At 30.5% G+C, this 19211-nt stretch carries 13 protein-coding genes; 6 read left to right on the top strand and 7 right to left on the bottom strand.

The window, feature by feature from the left end:
• Positions 1-57: 57 nt before the first annotated feature.
• From C8N27_RS08475 to C8N27_RS08455, 5 genes are all read right to left on the bottom strand, one after another.
• Positions 58-1902 (bottom strand): DUF349 domain-containing protein, encoded by a 1845-nt coding sequence (locus tag C8N27_RS08475; protein ID WP_121147024.1) that lies wholly within the window; start codon positions 1900-1902, stop codon positions 58-60.
• Between the two features lie 86 nt (positions 1903-1988).
• The gene (locus C8N27_RS08470) at positions 1989-2750 is read right to left on the bottom strand and encodes a shikimate dehydrogenase family protein (protein WP_099216554.1); all 762 of its coding nucleotides are present in this window, start codon (positions 2748-2750) and stop codon (positions 1989-1991) included.
• A complete protein-coding gene (locus tag C8N27_RS08465; protein WP_099216555.1) occupies positions 2731-3738 on the bottom strand; it encodes a DUF368 domain-containing protein in 1008 nt (335 codons plus the stop codon). Before C8N27_RS08465 ends, C8N27_RS08470 begins: the two co-directional genes overlap by 20 nt.
• Positions 3739-3771: 33 nt before the next feature.
• Positions 3772-4695 carry a polyprenyl-phosphate transporter gene (locus tag C8N27_RS08460; RefSeq protein WP_121147023.1) on the bottom strand — a complete coding sequence of 308 codons (924 nt, stop codon included), beginning with the start codon at positions 4693-4695 and terminating at the stop codon, positions 3772-3774.
• Between the two features lie 12 nt (positions 4696-4707).
• Entirely contained in the window at positions 4708-9096 is a 4389-nt protein-coding gene (locus C8N27_RS08455; protein ID WP_121147022.1) for a translocation/assembly module TamB domain-containing protein, read from the bottom strand.
• A 196-nt stretch (positions 9097-9292) separates the two neighbouring features.
• Between C8N27_RS08455 and tsaD the strand changes: the two genes are divergently transcribed.
• From tsaD to C8N27_RS08425, 6 genes are all read left to right on the top strand, one after another.
• Entirely contained in the window at positions 9293-10321 is a 1029-nt protein-coding gene (gene tsaD / locus C8N27_RS08450; protein ID WP_121147021.1) for a tRNA (adenosine(37)-N6)-threonylcarbamoyltransferase complex transferase subunit TsaD, read from the top strand.
• A gap of 65 nt (positions 10322-10386) precedes the next feature.
• On the top strand, positions 10387-12192 hold the full coding sequence (locus C8N27_RS08445; RefSeq protein ID WP_244174730.1) for an LTA synthase family protein: 1806 nt from the start codon (positions 10387-10389) through the stop codon (positions 12190-12192).
• Positions 12193-12249: 57 nt separating this feature from the next.
• Positions 12250-12915 (top strand): M15 family metallopeptidase, encoded by a 666-nt coding sequence (locus C8N27_RS08440; protein ID WP_121147020.1) that lies wholly within the window; start codon positions 12250-12252, stop codon positions 12913-12915.
• A 68-nt stretch (positions 12916-12983) separates the two neighbouring features.
• The gene (locus tag C8N27_RS08435) at positions 12984-13661 is read left to right on the top strand and encodes a hypothetical protein (RefSeq protein WP_147431714.1); all 678 of its coding nucleotides are present in this window, start codon (positions 12984-12986) and stop codon (positions 13659-13661) included.
• Between the two features lie 134 nt (positions 13662-13795).
• Positions 13796-14791: a pyruvate dehydrogenase (acetyl-transferring) E1 component subunit alpha gene (gene pdhA, locus C8N27_RS08430; protein ID WP_099216561.1), complete on the top strand. Its 996-nt coding sequence runs from the start codon at positions 13796-13798 to the stop codon at positions 14789-14791.
• Between the two features lie 3 nt (positions 14792-14794).
• The gene (locus C8N27_RS08425; protein ID WP_121147018.1) at positions 14795-16423 is read left to right on the top strand and encodes a pyruvate dehydrogenase complex dihydrolipoamide acetyltransferase; all 1629 of its coding nucleotides are present in this window, start codon (positions 14795-14797) and stop codon (positions 16421-16423) included.
• A gap of 66 nt (positions 16424-16489) precedes the next feature.
• Here the strand turns inward: C8N27_RS08425 and C8N27_RS08420 are convergent, their stop codons facing one another.
• Positions 16490-17740, bottom strand: coding sequence for a nuclear transport factor 2 family protein (locus C8N27_RS08420; RefSeq protein WP_121147017.1), 1251 nt, complete (start codon positions 17738-17740; stop codon positions 16490-16492).
• Between the two features lie 100 nt (positions 17741-17840).
• Positions 17841-18896 (bottom strand): AraC family transcriptional regulator, encoded by a 1056-nt coding sequence (locus tag C8N27_RS08415; RefSeq protein WP_121147016.1) that lies wholly within the window; start codon positions 18894-18896, stop codon positions 17841-17843.
• Positions 18897-19211 lie beyond the last annotated feature (315 nt).

The raw sequence follows: 19211 nt of genomic DNA, 5'->3' as shown, positions 1-19211 counted from the left end.
ACATAAAAAAACTCGAACCATTTAAGATTCGAGTTTTTTTATGATTGCTAAATTATCTTAGTAATCTAATCTTTTTAAGTAGTCTAGTTTTTCTTGCCAAAGATCTAATTGGTCTTTAAAGTCTTGAATTCCCTTACGAACATTTTGTACTAAAGGGTTATCTTCTGTAGCGTTTGAAATAAAGCTTAAGTTGTTTTCTAACTGTTGCATTTCGCGTACAGTTTCATCTATTTTCTTTCTAATAAAGAACTGTTCACTATCTAATTTTCTGTAATCTTCTTGCGCTAAATAAGTATCAACAACACCTTTAAACTTCATCATTTCAATATCAATTCTGCCCATGTCTAATTTATCTAGATGTGCATCCATTGCTTTATTGAATTTTTCGTCTAAGTAACGTGCATTTCTTGGTAAAGCACCTAGCGCTCTCCAATCTGCCAATGTTTTTTCTACATCTTCTTCTGTAGAAATTTCAGCAGTTTTAATTTGCTCTATAAATTCTTTTTTAGCTTCTACTACCGCTAACTGTTCTTTATTCTCTTCATTTTTACGAGCGTGTAACCTGTCGAAATAATGATTACAAGCATTCTTAAATCGCTTCCAAATATCGTCAGAAAATTTTCTAGGCACATGCCCTATTTTTTTCCAATCAGATTGAATGCGTTTCATTGTATTGGTAGTTTCGCTCCAGTCTTCGCTATCTTTTAAGCTTTCAGCAAGCTCTACCAATTCCATTTTCTTTTTTAAGTTCTCGTTTTGAGCACTTTTTTCTTGCTTATAAAAAGCATTTTTTGCAGAGTTAAACTTTTTTGTAGCTGTTTTAAACTCTTGCCATACAGCCTCACTTTTACTGTAAGGTAACTTACCTATGTCAAAGTATTTTTTGCGTAACTTTTCTATTTCTGCGATACTTTTTTGCCAGTCGTTGTGTGTTTTATTGTTTGATGTGTCGTACGCATTGATTTCTGCAGCTATAGCCAATTTAGCATCAATCATTTCTTGATGTTTTGACTTTAACTCTCTGTAGTGTTGATGGCGTCTATCGTGAATTTTCTTAGTTGCTTCACTAAACCTACCCCAAACATCTTCTCTATGCTCTCTTGATACAGGTCCTATATCTTCCTTCCACATACGATGCAATTCTTGTAACTCTTTAAAAGCCACATTAACATCTTCTACATCACTTAAAGCTTCTGCTCTTTCTATTAATCGTAGTTTTTCTTCTAAATTATGTTTGAAGTCTAACTCTCTAAAATCTTTATTTAAGTGTAGTAAATCGTAAAAACGTTCTACATGATGATGGTATGTTCTCCAAGTATCATTGTACTTTGTTTTTGGCACTGCTCCTACACTCTTCCAACGATTTTGAATTTCTTGAAAATCGTTATACATCGTTTTAGGGTCAGCATCCTTAATCAAAGTCTTTAACTCTTCAATTAAATTATTCCTTCTCTCTAAATTTTCTTTTAGTTGTTTTTCTAACTGAGAATAGTAAGCATCGCGTTTCGCTTTATACTCACCTAATAAATTATTATATTCTGTTTTTACTGGGCTAGAAAACTGGAAGTCTATAGAATTTCCTCCATCTGCTAAAAATGCTTCTTTTTTCTTTGCTAATAAAGCTCCAAACTTTGAATTGAATGCTGTTTTAATAGCATCTACATTTGATTTTAGTTGTTGTATTGGGTGACTTTTTAGCAGTTTTTTTAATTCATCAACCAATTTCTCTAACTCCATCGAAGCGTAGTCTAGCATTGGAATTTCATGCTTTTCATCTGCTTTTTCAGACTCATTAGCTACTTCATTTTCAACCTCATTAACAGCATTTTCAGTATCGTTATTTGTCTTCGTTTGCTCTTCTGTAATTGGTTTTTCTACTTTCTCTTCGTTATTTTCTAACATATCTACAATGTTTAAGTTCCTTTGATTTAGATTATAAAGATAAGGATTCTTAGAGAATAGCAAATTTTATTTTAGTTTTTAAAATTTTAGCTATCGTTCCATATTTTCCAAGCTTTTTCTGCTTGAAGCTGTAACATCTCTAATCCATTTTTTATAGTTGCTCCTTGCTCTCTCCCTTTTCTCAAAAAAGTGGTTTCTGGTGGGTTGTATATTAAATCATACAATAAATGTTTATCTGATAAAAACTCATATGGAATATCAGGAGAATTCTCCACATTTGGGTGTGTACCTAAAGGGGTACAATTTACAATAACGGTATATGACTCTATAAGTTCTTTATCAATATCTTGATACGAAATTTGCTTTTTTCCTTCAGGGGTTCTAGAAACATATCTATACTTTATCCCTAAACCTTCAAGTACATAAGCTACTGCTTTTGACGCTCCTCCTGTTCCTAATATCAAGGCTTTTTTATGTCGTTTTTTTAATAATGGTTTTAATGATTTTTTAAAACCATATACATCAGTATTATACCCTTTTAATCTTCCTTTTTTAGTTATTTTAATAGTGTTTACTGCACCTACTTTTAAAGCTTTCTTATCTATTCTATCTAAAAAATTAAAAACATCTAATTTATATGGAATTGTTACATTCATTCCTTTTAACTGTTTTTTATTTTCTTTTATTTTTTGAGGAAGCTCATGTATTGATTGAATATCAAAATTGATATACTCATGATTTTTTAAGTCTAGTTTTTCAAACTTTTCGGTAAAGTATCCACGAGAAAATGAGTACGAAATATTCTTTCCTACTAAAGCATATAAATGCTTATTTTCTTTTTTGGTCATAAAAATCAATAATTAATATTAATGCAACTCCAATAATAATGAATCCTATTGAAATCCATGTTTCTTGATTGTTAAAATTGGGAATAAATCTCTGGTAGTTTTCTATAATTTTATTTCCGCTTTGATCAAGCAAAAACACACCTTCCTGTTTTTTATAAATAGTTTCTTTCCATGGCCAAACAACTCCAAGCGATCCAGTGATAAAACCTATAATAATTGCTGTTACAATTTGATGCCATCTTTTTAATACATAACCTAAAACATGTGAAATAGATACAAGTCCAAAGGCTGACCCTGCTGTAAAAACACCTATTATCTTTAAGTAACGAACTTTTACTTGATCGTTTAAAACTTCAAAATTTCCAGACAATAGGTTTGTGATTACACTTCCTAACACGTTTACACTATCTACCAACAACAGTACATAGTTCCCTAGTAATATAAGAATGAATGAGCCTGAAAGCCCTGGTAATGTCATTCCTGAAACTCCTATAATTCCACACAAAAACACAAACCACAAATTATCATTTTCTGTAGCTGGTGTCATAAAACTAATAGAAATTCCAACTGAAGCTCCAATAAGTAATCCTAAAATAGTTTTAGGTTTCCAATCTCCGAAATCTTTTGATATATAGTAAATAGAGCCTATAATCATTCCAAAGAACCATGACCATACATATAATTGATAATTTCTTAAGAAGTAATCTAAAACAAGAGACACACTGAAATAGCTAAACATACTTCCAGCCATTACCCATACTAAAAATTGTAAGTTGGTATAACTAGCGAAACTTTTAAAACGTCCGTTAAATAACAGCTTAAAAGCTTTGCCGTTGATTCTTTGAAAAGTATAAATAAGTTCTTCATAAAACCCCATCACAAAAGCCACCATACCACCTGAAACTCCTGGTACTTTATTAGCTCCTCCCATTATTAATCCTTTTAAAAAAAGGTTTATTCTTTGTGATAGCGTGCGCTCTTTATACATGCGGTTTGATTAGAACGCTAAGTTAGTTATTTTCTAGTGCTTTTTTACTGCTAATTTTTCTAGTAATAAAATAAGTCCGAAACCAATTATAGCTAACACTGTTGCATACATTAATTGAGGGTTTCCGTCGTAAGAAAATGGGGAAATAGATAACTCATTAAAAGGCACTTGTTCTCCATGTGAATTGGTTCTATAAGTCAATACTTTTTTCCATGGCCAAATTTTATTTAGTGAACCTATTATAAATCCTGTTAAAACAACTAAAGTGTAATTTTTATAATTTTCAAATAGATATTTTAAGACTCTTGAAAACGTTAACAAACCTATAATTGCTCCTAAACCAACAAATGTGATAGTTGTAAAATCACGATTATTTACAGCTGCTAAAACTGGTTTATAGGCTCCCAATAATACCAATATAAAAGATCCTGAAATACCTGGTAAAATCATAGCGCAAATGGCTATAGCTCCTGCTAAAAACATAAACGACATTGAGGAATGTTCAGAAACTAACGGGTTTAAAGTTGTGATATAATAAGCTAATATAGCTCCTAAAATTAATAGAATTCCCGAAACAAGATTCCATTGAGTAACTTGTTTTGCTATATAAATAATACTTGCTAATACTAACCCAAAGAAAAAAGACCATACCAAAATTGGGTGATGTATTAATAACCAGGAAATCATTTTTGCTAATGAAACAATACTAATAAAAATTCCTACAAAAAGAGAAGCTAAGAAATTACCATTTATTTGCCTCCAAGCTGATGCAAAACCTTCTTTTTGTAAAGTTTTAAGTAGTTTTAAATTAACATTACTAATAGAACCTAACAGCTCTTCATAAATTCCTGAAATAAATGCAATAGTGCCTCCTGAAACTCCCGGTACTACATCAGCAGCCCCCATAGCCATTCCTTTTAACATGATTACGAAGTAATCCTTAATAGTTCTATCCATAAAATAGTTTGGTTATTTTTTTTCTTTAGATTTAAAGTTGATTAGGCTTTTTTTCTTTGGTTTTAGACTGTCTTTTTTTACTTCTTTTTTCTTGTCTTTTTTATTAAAACCTAGTTTTTTTCCTAAGTCGCGCAAGTTATTAAAATTAACTTGATATGAAATACCTACTCCTTGTGTATATCCTTCTTCTTCGGTAGAATACTGTACTTCATTTTGACGGTTAAATACTGTACCTCTTAAATTACCTTCTTCATTTAAAAGTACCTCTACTTTTACCTCTCCAACAACACTGGTTTGTGTGTTAGTTCCTACCGGTACTCCTACTTTTCCATTAACCAATACTCTATCACTCAATTGCGTTGATACAGATACATCTACCTGATCGTCTGAATTAAGGTTATCTACATTTCCTCTATCTCCTTGTGTATACCCAACTCCTAATTGAAATTTATTTCCATCACTATTTAACATATTTGTTAAAATACTTGAAGCAATTTCAGAAGCTGTACCTGTAATTCCTGAACTAGCACTACTACCAATAGCATCCGGATTATAAAATGTACCAAAAGCTAATAAAAACGAGAAATGTTGCATTTTGGTATTTAAATCATTCTCATTCAAAATAAACTCTAACTCTGAACTTACTGTTGAGTTTGCATTTGGTATTTTAATATCGAATTCTTGTTTTGAACTAAATAATCCTCCTGTAATTTTCGTGTATAAATCAATTGGAATCTTACGATTTGAATTAATATTATCTAGTAACTGTGCTGGGTTTGCTTTAGTTCTATATACTGCAGTTATATCTAAGTCGGCTTCATAAGGATCTCCATTCCAAGAAATAGTCCCACCTTTTTGTACAATAAAAGGCTTGGTTATTCCTGCATATTTAAAATTATAGAAACCATTGTCTACGGTAAAATCTCCAAACATGTTAAATTTACCTCGTGTATCAATATCAATTCTAAGGTTTCCTTCTCCACTTCCTTTTAACTCACTTCCCGAAACTTTATCAATTACCACCTGAGCTACTGCATCTTTTGTTACAGCTAGATTAAGCCTTAAATCTAGGCCTTTTATATCTCCAATAACTTTTCCTTTTGCTCCCTCTTCTTCTTCTCCTGTTTTAAATCGGATTAACTTATAATTATCTATCGTTTTAACATCACTTAACGGAATTACAAATAGGGTTCCTTTGTTTGTTTTTCCGTTAACCTCAATATCTAAATAACTAGTAAGCCCTCTAATTTTTGCTTCTCCATTTAAAAAGCCAGTTCCATAGTACTGAGACTCTTCTGTTTCTTGTGTATCTAGAATCAATAAATTTTGAGTACTAATGTCAAAATTCAAAAACCAGTCTTTAAAATTTTGGTGCACAATACTTCCAGATAAATCCCCTTGTGTTAAGTACTTTGTATCTTCTAGAATTATGTCTTTAAAAATAAATTCTTGTTTATCTAAAACAACACTCGTATTTCCTTTTAAGTCAAAATCTACATTTAAATACGGAAAAGCTAATCCTGCATTCTCAAAATTTAAGATTCCTTTAAAATCAGGGTTTCTCAAATACCCTTTTGCAGTAAAGTCTCCTGTTACTTTTCCTCTTAATTTAGACAAAACGTCTTCTCCCAATGGACTAAAAGCAGCAATATTATATTCTTTCAGATAAATATCTAGGTCAATAACTGGTCTTTCTGTAGAAAAGTCAATTCCTCCAGTAGCAGATATATTCTTTGCATTTTCATTTTCTAGAGATAAATTGACATTATATTTCTCGTAAGAATTATCTCCCGTAACATTCAGTGCTAAATTTCCTTGCGAATAATCGTTTATGTAAAAATTTTCTACATATAAGTTTCCTTCTGGAGCTACAATTTCATTTTCTTGCTTAAACTCTAACCTTCCATTTAGTTTTCCATCTAATTTTAAACTATCCACTGGTGGTAAAAAACTAGCTAGTTTTACTTTATTAAAGTTTGCTTGTATGTCTTTATAAGTACTGTCTCTTACAATTCCTTTAAAATCTATTCTTTGTTCTCCTGATTTAAGAACAAACGGACTAATTGTAAAATCATCTTTTTGTAAATCAAATGTTACTTTATTATTTCTGTCATCACTTGGGTTTATTAACCAATCAAAACCTTTATAGTGTAATTTAGATTTTTGAATTCCCACAACAGATTTTTGAAATTCATTAATTGTATAAAAAAAATCTAAACTAAAGCTCTCTGCATAATCTTTTCCTCCCTTAAATAGCGATTTAAAAAACAATGTATCGTTCTGAGTACGATTTAATAAGTTTAATTTTTTAATATTATAATACTTTGTATTAACTTTATTAGCTGTTAAGTGAGTATTATATAAAGGGTTTTTATTATCTAACCTGAGTACCACTCCTTCAATTATATTTTTATATGCATTTATTTCAGGAGACTCAAATGTAAGTTTTAACGAGTTTTTATCTGAATTAATACGACCTTTTAATCGTGTATTTTTTCCTATTGAAATGTTTGGCAAAAAAATATCTATAATTTGATTATAAATTGTGAAGTCAAAATCTAAAAACTGATTTGGTGCTACTTCATGCGGACGATAGTTTGTATACACACTACCCAAAGCATTCTGTGTAATTGGTAATAATTCTTCAAAAGAAAATTTTCCTTTTACATACCCTTTTACAATATCTTCCGAGTTTACTTCTATATTTTTAATACTATCTTTTACTGATGAGTTTACTTCAAAACTCTTAAAAGGGTAACTCTGTTTTTGATTTCTGTATACTAAATTTTTAAAGGTTGCTTTCCCTACAATATCATCAAATGTGTTTCCAGAAATGTTTAAGTTAATATTTCCTTTTAACTCAGAAATGCTATCACGAGTAAATAAGTTTGTTTTCTTCAAATCAATTCTATCAACATCAGCAATAAAATCAAATTTGTTAATCTCTGATGAAAAATCTGCTAGTCCTTCAAATTTTAATTTGAAGTTATCATCGTCTGCATTTAGCAAACCATCAAACTTTTTATTTTGGAACTGTCCGTTTACTTGTAAGTTTTTATATTCATACTTATTAAAAAAAAGACTACTTATTCTCCCTATAATTATGGTATTGACATTATCAACATTAAACCCACTTCCATTAACATCTGCTTTTAACGAAACGGTTCCTAATACAGGGTCGTTAGCAAAAACACCAAGGTCAAAATCTTTAAACTCTACCTCTCCTGTGTACTCGGCTTTATCTATATTATCAATATTTGTTAATTGAAGATCTGAAATTGCAGTTCCGATTTCTGATTTTACTGATACAGTAGCATCCATTTGTTGTGGAGTTACTCTCACTATCCCATTCAAAGTAAAATTCCCAAGTCTTTGAAATTCTGTTGGTAATGTTCTCCCTAATAAGTTTGGTAGTACATTTCTTAATTGAAAGTAATTTGCTGTAAGGTTATCTAAGTCTGCATCAAACACAAAACCTCTACTGGTTTTAACGGCATTAACAAATCCCATATTTCCAATAATTCTCATACCTCCCTTTGAATGTACTCTTACATTATTGGCACTAAAGTTATTCAAAACACCATCAATATCTCCGCTTATATACAGAAAATCATGCCCTCCTATTTCGTTATATAACTTATTTAAATCTTTCACTGAAACTACACTTTCTTGGAACTTAGCTTTAATTCTTACCTTGTCATTAAAGTTTACAAAGTCTTTTCGATTGTAAGTAAATTTAACTTTTGCATGAAGTTTAGTTTTATTATCTGTTTCTAACGTTGTATTTTTAAAATCCATGTAGGATCTTGTATACGTGAAGTCTGTCGATAAATTTGACACGTTAACCCCTCTGTTTCCTGTGAAAAACATATTTCTTATTTTCATAGAAACATCAGGACCTATAATCGAGAAATCGTTTAACTCAGCTCCTGCTTTATATGCCGCAAACTCCAGTGGATCTTGCTTATTTTCATCCATTAACTTAAAAGTTAAATCTTCTAAAGAAATTTTATCACTTTTAAGAATAAATGGTGCAGCTAAACTGTCTCTTGGTTTTCCATCTTCAAAACTGTCTACAAAAATAGACATGTTATCATTCTTTTCTCCTTTATAGGTTTTCATATAAAAATGAACTCCACTTAAAGAGGCTTCACCTAAATCTACTTTATTTTCTAATATTCGTTTGGCGTTCTGTAAGGAAGTAGTTAGGTTATTTACAAATATTAAGGTGTCTTTATGATGGTCCCTAATCTCAATTTCTTTTAACTGAACACTTCCTAACCATGATAAATCAATTTTTTTTACAACAATATTGGTATTAAACTCTTTGTTTACCCAATTCGTTGCTTGTTTGGCAAGTTGACTTTGTACAAAAGGTAATGATAGTAAAAGAAAAAGCAAGAGCAGAAAAAGTACTGCGTACTTTATTATTCTACCTATTATGTTCCCTAATCTTTTAATAACTTCCCTTATTTATAATCCTATTAACAAAAGTAATCAGCAAACTGCAAAAATGCTGCCTTATTTTAAAGAAATGTTATTTTTAACGAAAATCTAACGTAATATCAATATTTTTGTAACCTAAATCCGAAAAGATTTGAGTAGAGAAAACATCTATATTTTAGGTATTGAAAGTTCTTGTGATGACACAAGTGCTTCGGTAATTTGTAACGGAAAAGTGTTGAGTAACGTTGTGGCAAACCAAGAAGTTCATGCCAAATATGGCGGTGTGGTTCCTGAGTTAGCTTCAAGGGCACATCAACAAAACATTGTTCCTGTTGTACAACAAGCTATTGAACAAGCTGGTATAACTAAAAACAATTTAAATGCAATTGCTTTTACTCGTGGCCCAGGGTTAATGGGCTCATTATTAGTTGGTACTTCATTTGCTAAATCTTTAGCCTTAGGGTTAAACATTCCTTTAATAGATGTTAACCACATGCAAGCACATATTTTAGCTCATTTTATTAAAGAAGAAGAAAGTAAAATACCTCCATTTCCTTTTGTTTGCTTAACTATTAGTGGTGGGCACACACAAATTGTAAAAATCACCAGTCATTTTGAAATGGAAATTTTGGGTGAAACAATTGATGATGCAGTTGGTGAAGCCTTTGATAAATCTGCTAAAATTTTAGGTTTGCCTTATCCGGGAGGACCTTTAATTGATAAATATGCTCAATTAGGAAACCCTAAAGCTTTTAAATTTACGAAACCTAAGGTTGGTGATTTGGAGTTTAGTTTTAGTGGCTTAAAAACTGGAATCTTATATTTTGTTCAAAAAAATGTAAAAGAAAACCCTAATTTCATTAAAGAAAATCTTAATGACATCTGTGCTTCTATTCAATATACTATTATTGAAATTTTGATGGACAAACTTAAAAATACCATAAAACAAACTGGTATTAAACATATAGCAATTGCTGGTGGTGTTTCTGCCAATTCAGAAATAAGAAAACGTTTAACTTTAGCAGAAAAGCACTGGGGATGGATCACCTATATTCCAAAATTTGAATACACAACTGACAATGCTGCAATGATTGCCATAGCTGGATATTTAAAATATTTAAACAACGATTATTCTGATATTTCCGTAACTGCTAAAGCTCGTTTAAAAGTTACTGAATAAATCTCTTTTATACTACAATGACTAACTTTAAAAACAGATTTCTTTTTAGTATTACATATTATTTTTTGTGGGTAATATATTTTTTACTCGCTCGCTTTTTGTTCTTATTGTATTACTTCGATAAAACTTCTGAATTAAGTTTTTTTACTACGTTAAAAACGTTTATATATGGTATTCAATTAGACTTTTCTTTTGCTGCTTACTTAGCTGCTATTCCCTTTTTAGTTATTTTACTTTCAATATGGATTCCTAAGAAAATTATTGGTTACATTATTAAAGGATACACTTTTCCTATTCTTTTAGTAATTAATTTGTTTATGTTAACGGATATTTCTTTGTATAAATTCTGGGGAGTTCGTATAGATGTTACTGTCTTAAATTACATTAACACTCCTAAAGCAATGCTAGCTTCAGTAAGTACTTTACAGTTGATTGGTGGTTTATTTGCTTGGATTTTACTTTCTGCAGTTGCTATTTATTTATTTAATAAAATTTTAAATAAAGCACTTGATAAATTAAATAAGAGACATTTTTTAGAAGCTCCAGTATTTTTATTGTTAATAGGTGGTTTAATCATCCCTATGCGAGGTGGTTTTGCTAATATTCCTATTAACCAAAGTAATGTATACTTCTCTAAAAGCATGTTTGCTAATCACGCTGCGGTAAATTTCATCTGGAACTTTGCTAATACAATTAGTCATAAAACTGATGATAAAAACCCTTATGTCCACTATAAAAATAATATTGCTAAAGACATCATCAATAAAACTAAGAATCAACTTTTAACAGCAAGTACAGACTCTATTTTAAATACTAAAAAGCCTAATGTTATTATCCTTATTTGGGAAAGCCTTTCAGCAAAAGCTGTGGGTGCTTTAGGAGGGGAGCCTGATGTTACCGTAAACCTAAATAAACTAGCTAAAGAAGGGATTTTGTTTACTAATTTCTATGGAAATGGAGACAGAACAGACAAAGGGGTTCCTGCTATTTTAAGTGGCTATTACCCTCAGCCAACAAAAAGCATTATGAAAATTCCATACAAAGCAAGAAAGTTACCAATACTTACCAAAGAAATGAAAAAACTAGGGTACAACACTAGTTTTTATTATGGTGGCGATAGTAATTTTGGAAACATGATTACCTATTTACGTAATGGTAGAATTGATAAAATTGTAGATGGAACTGAGTTTGACAAAGAAAACTGGAACTCAAAATGGGGAGCACATGATCATATCTTTTTAGATCGGTTTATGAAAGATTTATCTTCATCTACCCTTAAAGAACCTTTTTTTGAAGTAGCTCTGACATTAACTAGTCATGAACCTTATGAATTTCCTGGAGAATATAAATTTGGTAAAAATTCTGTAGAAAATTTATACAGAAGCGCCCAAGCTTATACAGACAAAGCTATAGGTAAGTTTATTGACGAAGCCAAAAAACAACCTTGGTGGGATAATACATTAATTGTTATTTTATCTGATCACGGACATCCGTTACCTAAACATAAAGGATATTTTAATTCCCCTAAAAGATTTCAAATCCCAATGGTTTGGTTGGGTGGAGCTCTTAATAAAACAGGAATTACTATTGATAATTTTAGCGCTCAAAGTGATTTAGCATATACTTTAACAGACATGTTGGGGGGCAAACCAGAACAATTTAAGTTTGGAAAAAACATTTTTAACACTTCTGAAAATCAATATGTACATTATGTCTTTAATAAAGGATTTGGTACTGTTTCTAAAAACGGAACTTTTGTTTATGATTATGTAAGCAATAAACCTGTAATACAAGAAGGCAATTATCAGCCTTTAGATTCTTTAGGAAGAGCTATCAGTCAGGATGCCTATCAAGATTTTTTAGATAAATAAAAGTTAATCTTTCATTAAGAGAGAAACTGTTAAAATCCATTTCATTACTTTTACCCTATGAAATGGATTTTATCGTTATTTTTACTTACCTCACTAGCAGTTCAATCTCAGAAATTACCAAAAGGATTTTCATATATAAAAGATATATCTCCTACCATTCAAGGCGAATTAAGATACTGTCATAACAACAACTTTATGGGAGTTCCAGTTAATGGATATGAAGAAAATACTCTTATAGCTACTACTCCTACTGCTAAAGCTTTAAAAAAAGTTCAAGATGAGTTAGCAAGTCAAAAATTAGGCTTAAAAGTTTATGATGCTTATCGTCCACAAACAGCAGTAAATCATTTTGTAAAATGGGCTCGAGTAATAAACGATACATTAATGAAGCAACAATACTATCCTGAGATTAATAAACGTCATTTATTTAAAAAAGGATATATTTCTTCAAAATCTGGGCATTCACGAGGAAGTACTGTCGACTTAACAATTATACATCTAGAAACAGGTAAAGAACTAGACATGGGAAGTCCTTATGATTTCTTTGGGATTTCGTCTCACATTACTTACGAGAACCTTACTAAACAACAAAAAAAGAACAGACAATTACTACAAAAAGTAATGTATAAACATGGCTTTAGATCTTATAGTAAAGAATGGTGGCATTTTACCTTAAGAGGAGAACCATTTCCTAAAACCTTTTTTGATTTTCCTGTAAAATAACTAGTTTTAACTCTAAATTTTAAAAACCACTTAAAAATCGGCATTATATTTGCTTTGATTTGTTTGCAATGATGAAAATAGTACCAACACTTGTAATCGTTTTTTTATGTAGCGTAACATCCAATGTTTTTGCACAGATGGATGGTACAATTGGTGGCAAAAAAAAGGGGGGCTCTTCTTTTGGCTTTATTACTGCGCCTGCTAAAGAAGTAAAAAAACCTAAAACGCTAGATTTTGATGATGATGCAGGTTTTAAATCAGCTCATCAAGAACATCAAAAAAAACTTGAAAAACAACGAGCTGAAAAAGAATTCGAAAATAAGGGTATTATCACTCCTGAGCTACAAAGAAAAATAACTCTTCAAAAGAAAGCTGAAAAGTATAATTTAAAGATTCCTCTCATTGATAAAGATATGGGGACTTTCCGCACAAAATCCAAAAACATTAATATAGACGCTGTTGATTTTGGTCAAATTGACGGTGATATAGTTACTATTCTTAATAATGGAAAACCTATTGTTAAAAATTACTACCTAAAACAGAATTCTAAAAAGTTTACTATTCCACTACAGATAGGCTTCAATAAAATTGAAATTTTAGCTGTTGATGAAGGAAATTTAAGGCCTAATACAGGTGCATTTACCGTTTATGATGACTTTAATGAAGTTGTTGTATCTGATTTATGGCAATTAGCCAAAGGAGCAAAAGTAATCGCTATGGTTATCAGAGAGGAAGAAGGAGAGTAAAATCACAACTCTTTTTAGTCTTTATTAATTCTTATAACTTTTATGAATAACCCTTTTTAAAATTACTAAAAACTACTTACTTTTGTAGCTACGTTTTGTAATAAACAAACTTTAAAATAAACAACTAATATATAATGAAGAAAATCACCAAAGAAACCTATATCAACTGGTATAGAGATATGCTATTTTGGAGAAAGTTTGAAGACAAGCTAGCAGCTGTTTATATTCAACAAAAAGTTAGAGGTTTTTTACACTTATATAACGGTCAAGAGGCTGTTTTGGCAGGTTCATTACATGCAATGGATTTGACTAAAGATAAAATGATTACTGCTTATCGTAATCACGTTCAACCAATTGGTATGGGTGAAGATCCAAAACGTGTTATGGCAGAGTTATATGGTAAAGCTACAGGTACTTCTCATGGTATGGGAGGTTCTATGCATATCTTCTCTAAAGAATACCGTTTCTATGGTGGTCACGGAATTGTGGGAGGACAAATTCCTTTAGGTGCTGGTATAGCTTTTGGAGATAAATACAAAGGTAGCGATGCTGTTACTTTATGTTATTTTGGTGATGGGGCTGCACGTCAAGGTTCTTTACATGAAACTTTTAACATGGCAATGAACTGGAAATTACCAGTAGTATTTATTGTTGAAAACAATGGATATGCTATGGGAACTTCTGTTGAAAGAACTGCAAACCATACTGATATTTGGAAGTTAGGATTAGGCTATGAAATGCCTTGTGGACCAGTTGATGGTATGAATCCTATCAAAGTTGCTGAAGCTGTAGATGAAGCTATTCAAAGAGCTCGTCGTGGCGACGGCCCTACTTTCTTAGAAATGAAAACATACCGATATAGAGGTCACTCTATGTCTGATGCTCAACATTATCGTACTAAAGACGAGGTTGAAGAGTATAAAAAAATAGATCCAATTACTCAAGTTTTAGAGGTCATCAAAGAAAAGGAATATGCTACAGAAGATGAAATCAAAACAATTGATAAAGAAGTAAAAGATATGGTTAAAGAATGTGAGAAATTCGCAGAAGAATCTCCATATCCAGAGCTAAATCAATTATATGATATGGTATATGAACAAGAAGATTATCCATTTATAAAATCTAAGTAAACTATGGCTACAATTATAAACATGCCTCGCTTAAGCGATACGATGGAAGAAGGAGTGGTAGCTTCTTGGTTAAAAAAAGTAGGAGATAAAGTTGAAGAAGGAGATATTTTAGCTGAAATTGAAACTGATAAAGCTACAATGGAGTTTGAGTCTTTTCACGAAGGAACTTTATTACATATAGGTGTTCAAGAGGGTGAAACAGCTCCGGTCGATAGTTTATTAGCTATTATTGGTGAAGAAGGAGAAGATTTTTCTGCATTATTAAATGGAAATACTTCTGAGCCTGCTAAAACAGAAACAGAAGCTCCTAAAACAGAAAAGCCAAAAACAGAATCTACTAACACCACTGTTCCTGAAGGAGTAAAAGTGGTAACAATGCCTCGTTTAAGTGATACTATGACTGAAGGTACCGTTGCTTCTTGGTTAAAAAAAGTAGGTGACAATGTTGAAGAAGGAGATATTTTAGCTGAAATCGAAACTGATAAAGCTACAATGGAATTCGAATCTTTTAACGAAGGAACTTTATTACATATTGGTGTTAAAGAAGGTGAAAGTGCTCCAGTAGATAGTTTATTAGCTATTATTGGTGAAGCTGGAACTGACGTTTCTTCTTTAGTAGAAGCTCACAAAACTGGTACTTTAACTAGTGGAGAAACTTCTGAAAAACAAGAAGAAGCTCCTAAAGCTGTAGAAAATAAAACAGAAACAGTTGCTACTCCAGCAGAGACTGTATCAAATAATAAAGGTGGACGAATTTTTGCATCTCCTTTAGCAAAAAAAATTGCTAAAGACAAAGGAATCAATTTAGCAGACATTAAAGGTTCTGGTGAAAATGGTCGAATTATCAAAAAAGATGTTGAAAATTATACTCCAGCAGCTAAAGTAGAAGCTCCAGTAGCTACTAGTACTGCTACTCCATCAGCAGTAACAAATTTTGCAATTGCTGGAGAAGAAAACACTTCTGAAGTTAAAAACTCTCAAATGCGTAAAGCTATTGCTAAGGCATTGGGTAATTCTAAATTCTCTGCACCTCACTTCTACTTAAATATTGAAGTAGATATGGACAATGCAATGGCTTCTCGTAAAACTATCAATGCTATTCCTGATACTAAAATATCATTTAACGATATGGTAGTAAAAGCATGTGCAATGGCATTAAAAAAGCATCCACAAGTAAATACTACTTGGACAGATGACAATACGTTATTCCATAGTCATATTCACGTAGGTGTTGCTGTAGCTGTAGATGAAGGTTTAGTCGTTCCTGTTGTAAAACATACCGATACATTAAGTTTAACACAAATTGGAGCTGCTGTACGTGATTTAGCTGGTAAAGCTAGAAACAAAAAAATTACTCCTAATGAAATGCAAGGAAGTACATTTACTGTCTCTAACTTAGGAATGTTTGGTATTGAAAGTTTTACTTCAATTATCAACCAACCTAATTCTGCTATTTTATCGGTAGGTGCAATTGTACAAAAGCCAGTAGTTAAAAACGGAGAAATTGTAGTTGGAAACACTATGAAATTAACTTTAGCATGTGATCACAGAACTGTTGACGGTGCTGTTGGTGCTCAGTTTTTACAAACATTAAAAACCTATATTGAAAACCCAGTTACTATGTTAGCCTAGTTTTCAATAAAATTATAACTAAAAAAGCTCACCGTTGGTGAGCTTTTTTTATGAAGTAAATTTGCCTTATTTTGAATTTATAATATTAATTACCTCCCTTATCAATTTAGGTACAGAAGCTGGATTTTGTCCAGTTACCAATCGCCCATCAACTTCTACATGTTCTTCTTGAGCATTTGAATAAAAGAATTTTCCTCCATGACTTTCCACTGTTTTCCTTATCAAAAAAGGAAAGCTTTTAAAATATTCTTTGTCCTTCTTTTCATGATCTTCTGGAAACCCATTCACACGTTTATCTTTAACCACATATTCCCCATTACTTTTCTTTAAATAAACAATTCCTGCAGTACCATGACAAACTGCACTTATGACTCCTTCTTGCTTTTCATAAATATCTATTGCTATCTTTTGAATTTCTTTATTCTTAGGTACATTAAACATTGCACTACCCCCTCCAACATAATAAATAGCTTTGTAGTCAGATGAATGAACTTCTGATGGTTTTTTAGTATGTTTAATAGTATACATAAAATCACTATTATATAAATACTCTTTCTTTATTTTTTCAGATGTATTTAAGTATTTTAATGGAATTGCTCCTCCTTTAGGACTTATAATATCTATGTTAAAACCAGCATCTTTAAACATTTCATAAGCTAATATTATTTCATCAAAACTATTACCTGTAGGAATGTCTGTTCCTAAATAATAATCAGTATTAGAAACAACAAACAAAATTTTATTTCCAGTTTCATTAGATGATTCTCTTGTTGCTGTTTTACTTATAATCTTCCATTGGTTGGTAAACTTCTTCAATAAAAAAAGATCAACAAATCTCCATTTACGATTAGGTATTAAAATTTCAACTTTAGCAGTAGCAATATCATTAGTGATATCGATAGATATTATTTCTCCTATTCTACCATTAAACTTTCCTTTCTTATCAGGTGAGAAAAAGTTTGTATATTCTTCAGGACTATATTTTTTGAAGCCATCTTTTCCTTTTAAATAAAGAGTTGCTTCATTTGAAAATGAACTTTTAAGAATCTTAAGTTTATTATAAGAACTTCCTTCAATATAATTATTTAATGTTATCTCTATTAACTCTTTATCAGAAAGTATTAAATTTACTTCTGGGTGATCTATACTTTCATAAATCAACTTATCATCTGACACAAAACTCTTGTCATAATTAATTACTTTTTGTTGTTTACTTCCATAGATATTAACAAGAAGTTTTTCTTTAAGATCTTCTTTATCTTGTGAAAAACAAGAGATAAAAAAGAAAGCTGAAATTAACGTAGTTATAATTTTCATTTTTAAAAGATTTAAATTTTACTTCAAACCTCTTAAAACAAAACTCTATTTTGATGAAATGTTATAATTTAGGCGTACTAAATTATAATTCTGTACTAATTTAGTCTTCCAAAAACTGCTTTTGATACTGAGCAGGTGTTTGTCCAACTACTTTTTTAAAAGTCGCATAAAAGTTTGATTTTGAAGAAAAGCCAGCCTCAAAACCTATACTCTCTAATGTTATTTTATGATTTTTACTTATGATTTTCTTTGCTTCTTCAATTCTATATTCATTTAAAAACATAGCAAAGCTTTTTCCTAAATTATCATTTAAAAATTGAGATAATTTATGAGAAGATATGCCTATTTTAGCTGAAATATCAGATAACTTCACATCGGAATTCTTATACAACTCTTGCTCTCCCATTAAAGTATCTAATTGTAATTTTAATGAGGTAGCTTCATCACTTTCAATCTTTTTTGCTGAATATTTTTCAGGTAAATCTCTAAAAATTGACTCTCTATTTTTCTTTGAAAGGAAAAGTAATACTAAACCATAAAAAACTATTGAAAAGGTAACAGTTCCTATAAAATAAAAATAAAAGTAACCAACTATATAAGCTAAGTAAATTAGTAGATTACTCGTATAAACAGCTAATAGCCATATCTCAGAAGTAGTACAACTTACATTATTGAAAAACAACTTTCTAAAAGTATTTTTTAAAATAAAGGCTGATAATAGTATATAAACACCCCAAACAAAATAAATAAACTTCACAAAATATGTATTCCAAAAAAGAGCATTATTTGAGTAAGGCTTTATAACACCAACTATAGTTATTATTAGAAATAATAAAATAAAATGAAGTTTCCATTTTAATGGAATCCTCTTCGTTTTAAATACAGATGCTTTTAAGTAAAAATATAACGAGACACCAATTAAAAAACACGCTGATAAGCCAATTTGTATGATTAACAAATTTCTTTCTTCCCTTGGAGTAAATATTGTGTAAACTGATTTACCTATTCTAATAGTTAAAAAGAAAACTAACAACCCAAATATAAAATTAGGTACTCTTTTGGACTTATCAATCAGTAGAAAATAAATACTGACTAAAAACCCATTAAAAACACCTAAAGAACAAATAAAAAATAAAACTTCGTTATCCAAACTCATTTCGTATTTATAAAGCGTAAATATTAAAAAACAAATTTCAATGTACAAATCTTATTTAGTATAAAAATCATTACTAAGTAACGTTTTAAAAGCTTTTTAAGATAACGTGTTACTAGAACTATACTATATTAATGTATTCATAGTTTTCTTTAAAATAAAGTATCTTATGTTAATTCCAATTTTGGAGTTATCTTGATGTTTTAGTTTAGTAGTAATAAAATATTGAATTTAAAATAAGATCAAAAAAAAACCTCAATCTAATAAAAGATTGAGGTTTAAAAGAAAGGCAACGACCTACTCTCCCACCAGTGGCAG

It is taken from the genome of Tenacibaculum discolor (genome assembly GCF_003664185.1).
Lineage (GTDB): Bacteria > Bacteroidota > Bacteroidia > Flavobacteriales > Flavobacteriaceae > Polaribacter > Polaribacter discolor.
This window is presented reverse-complemented; position numbering and strand designations above follow the sequence as displayed.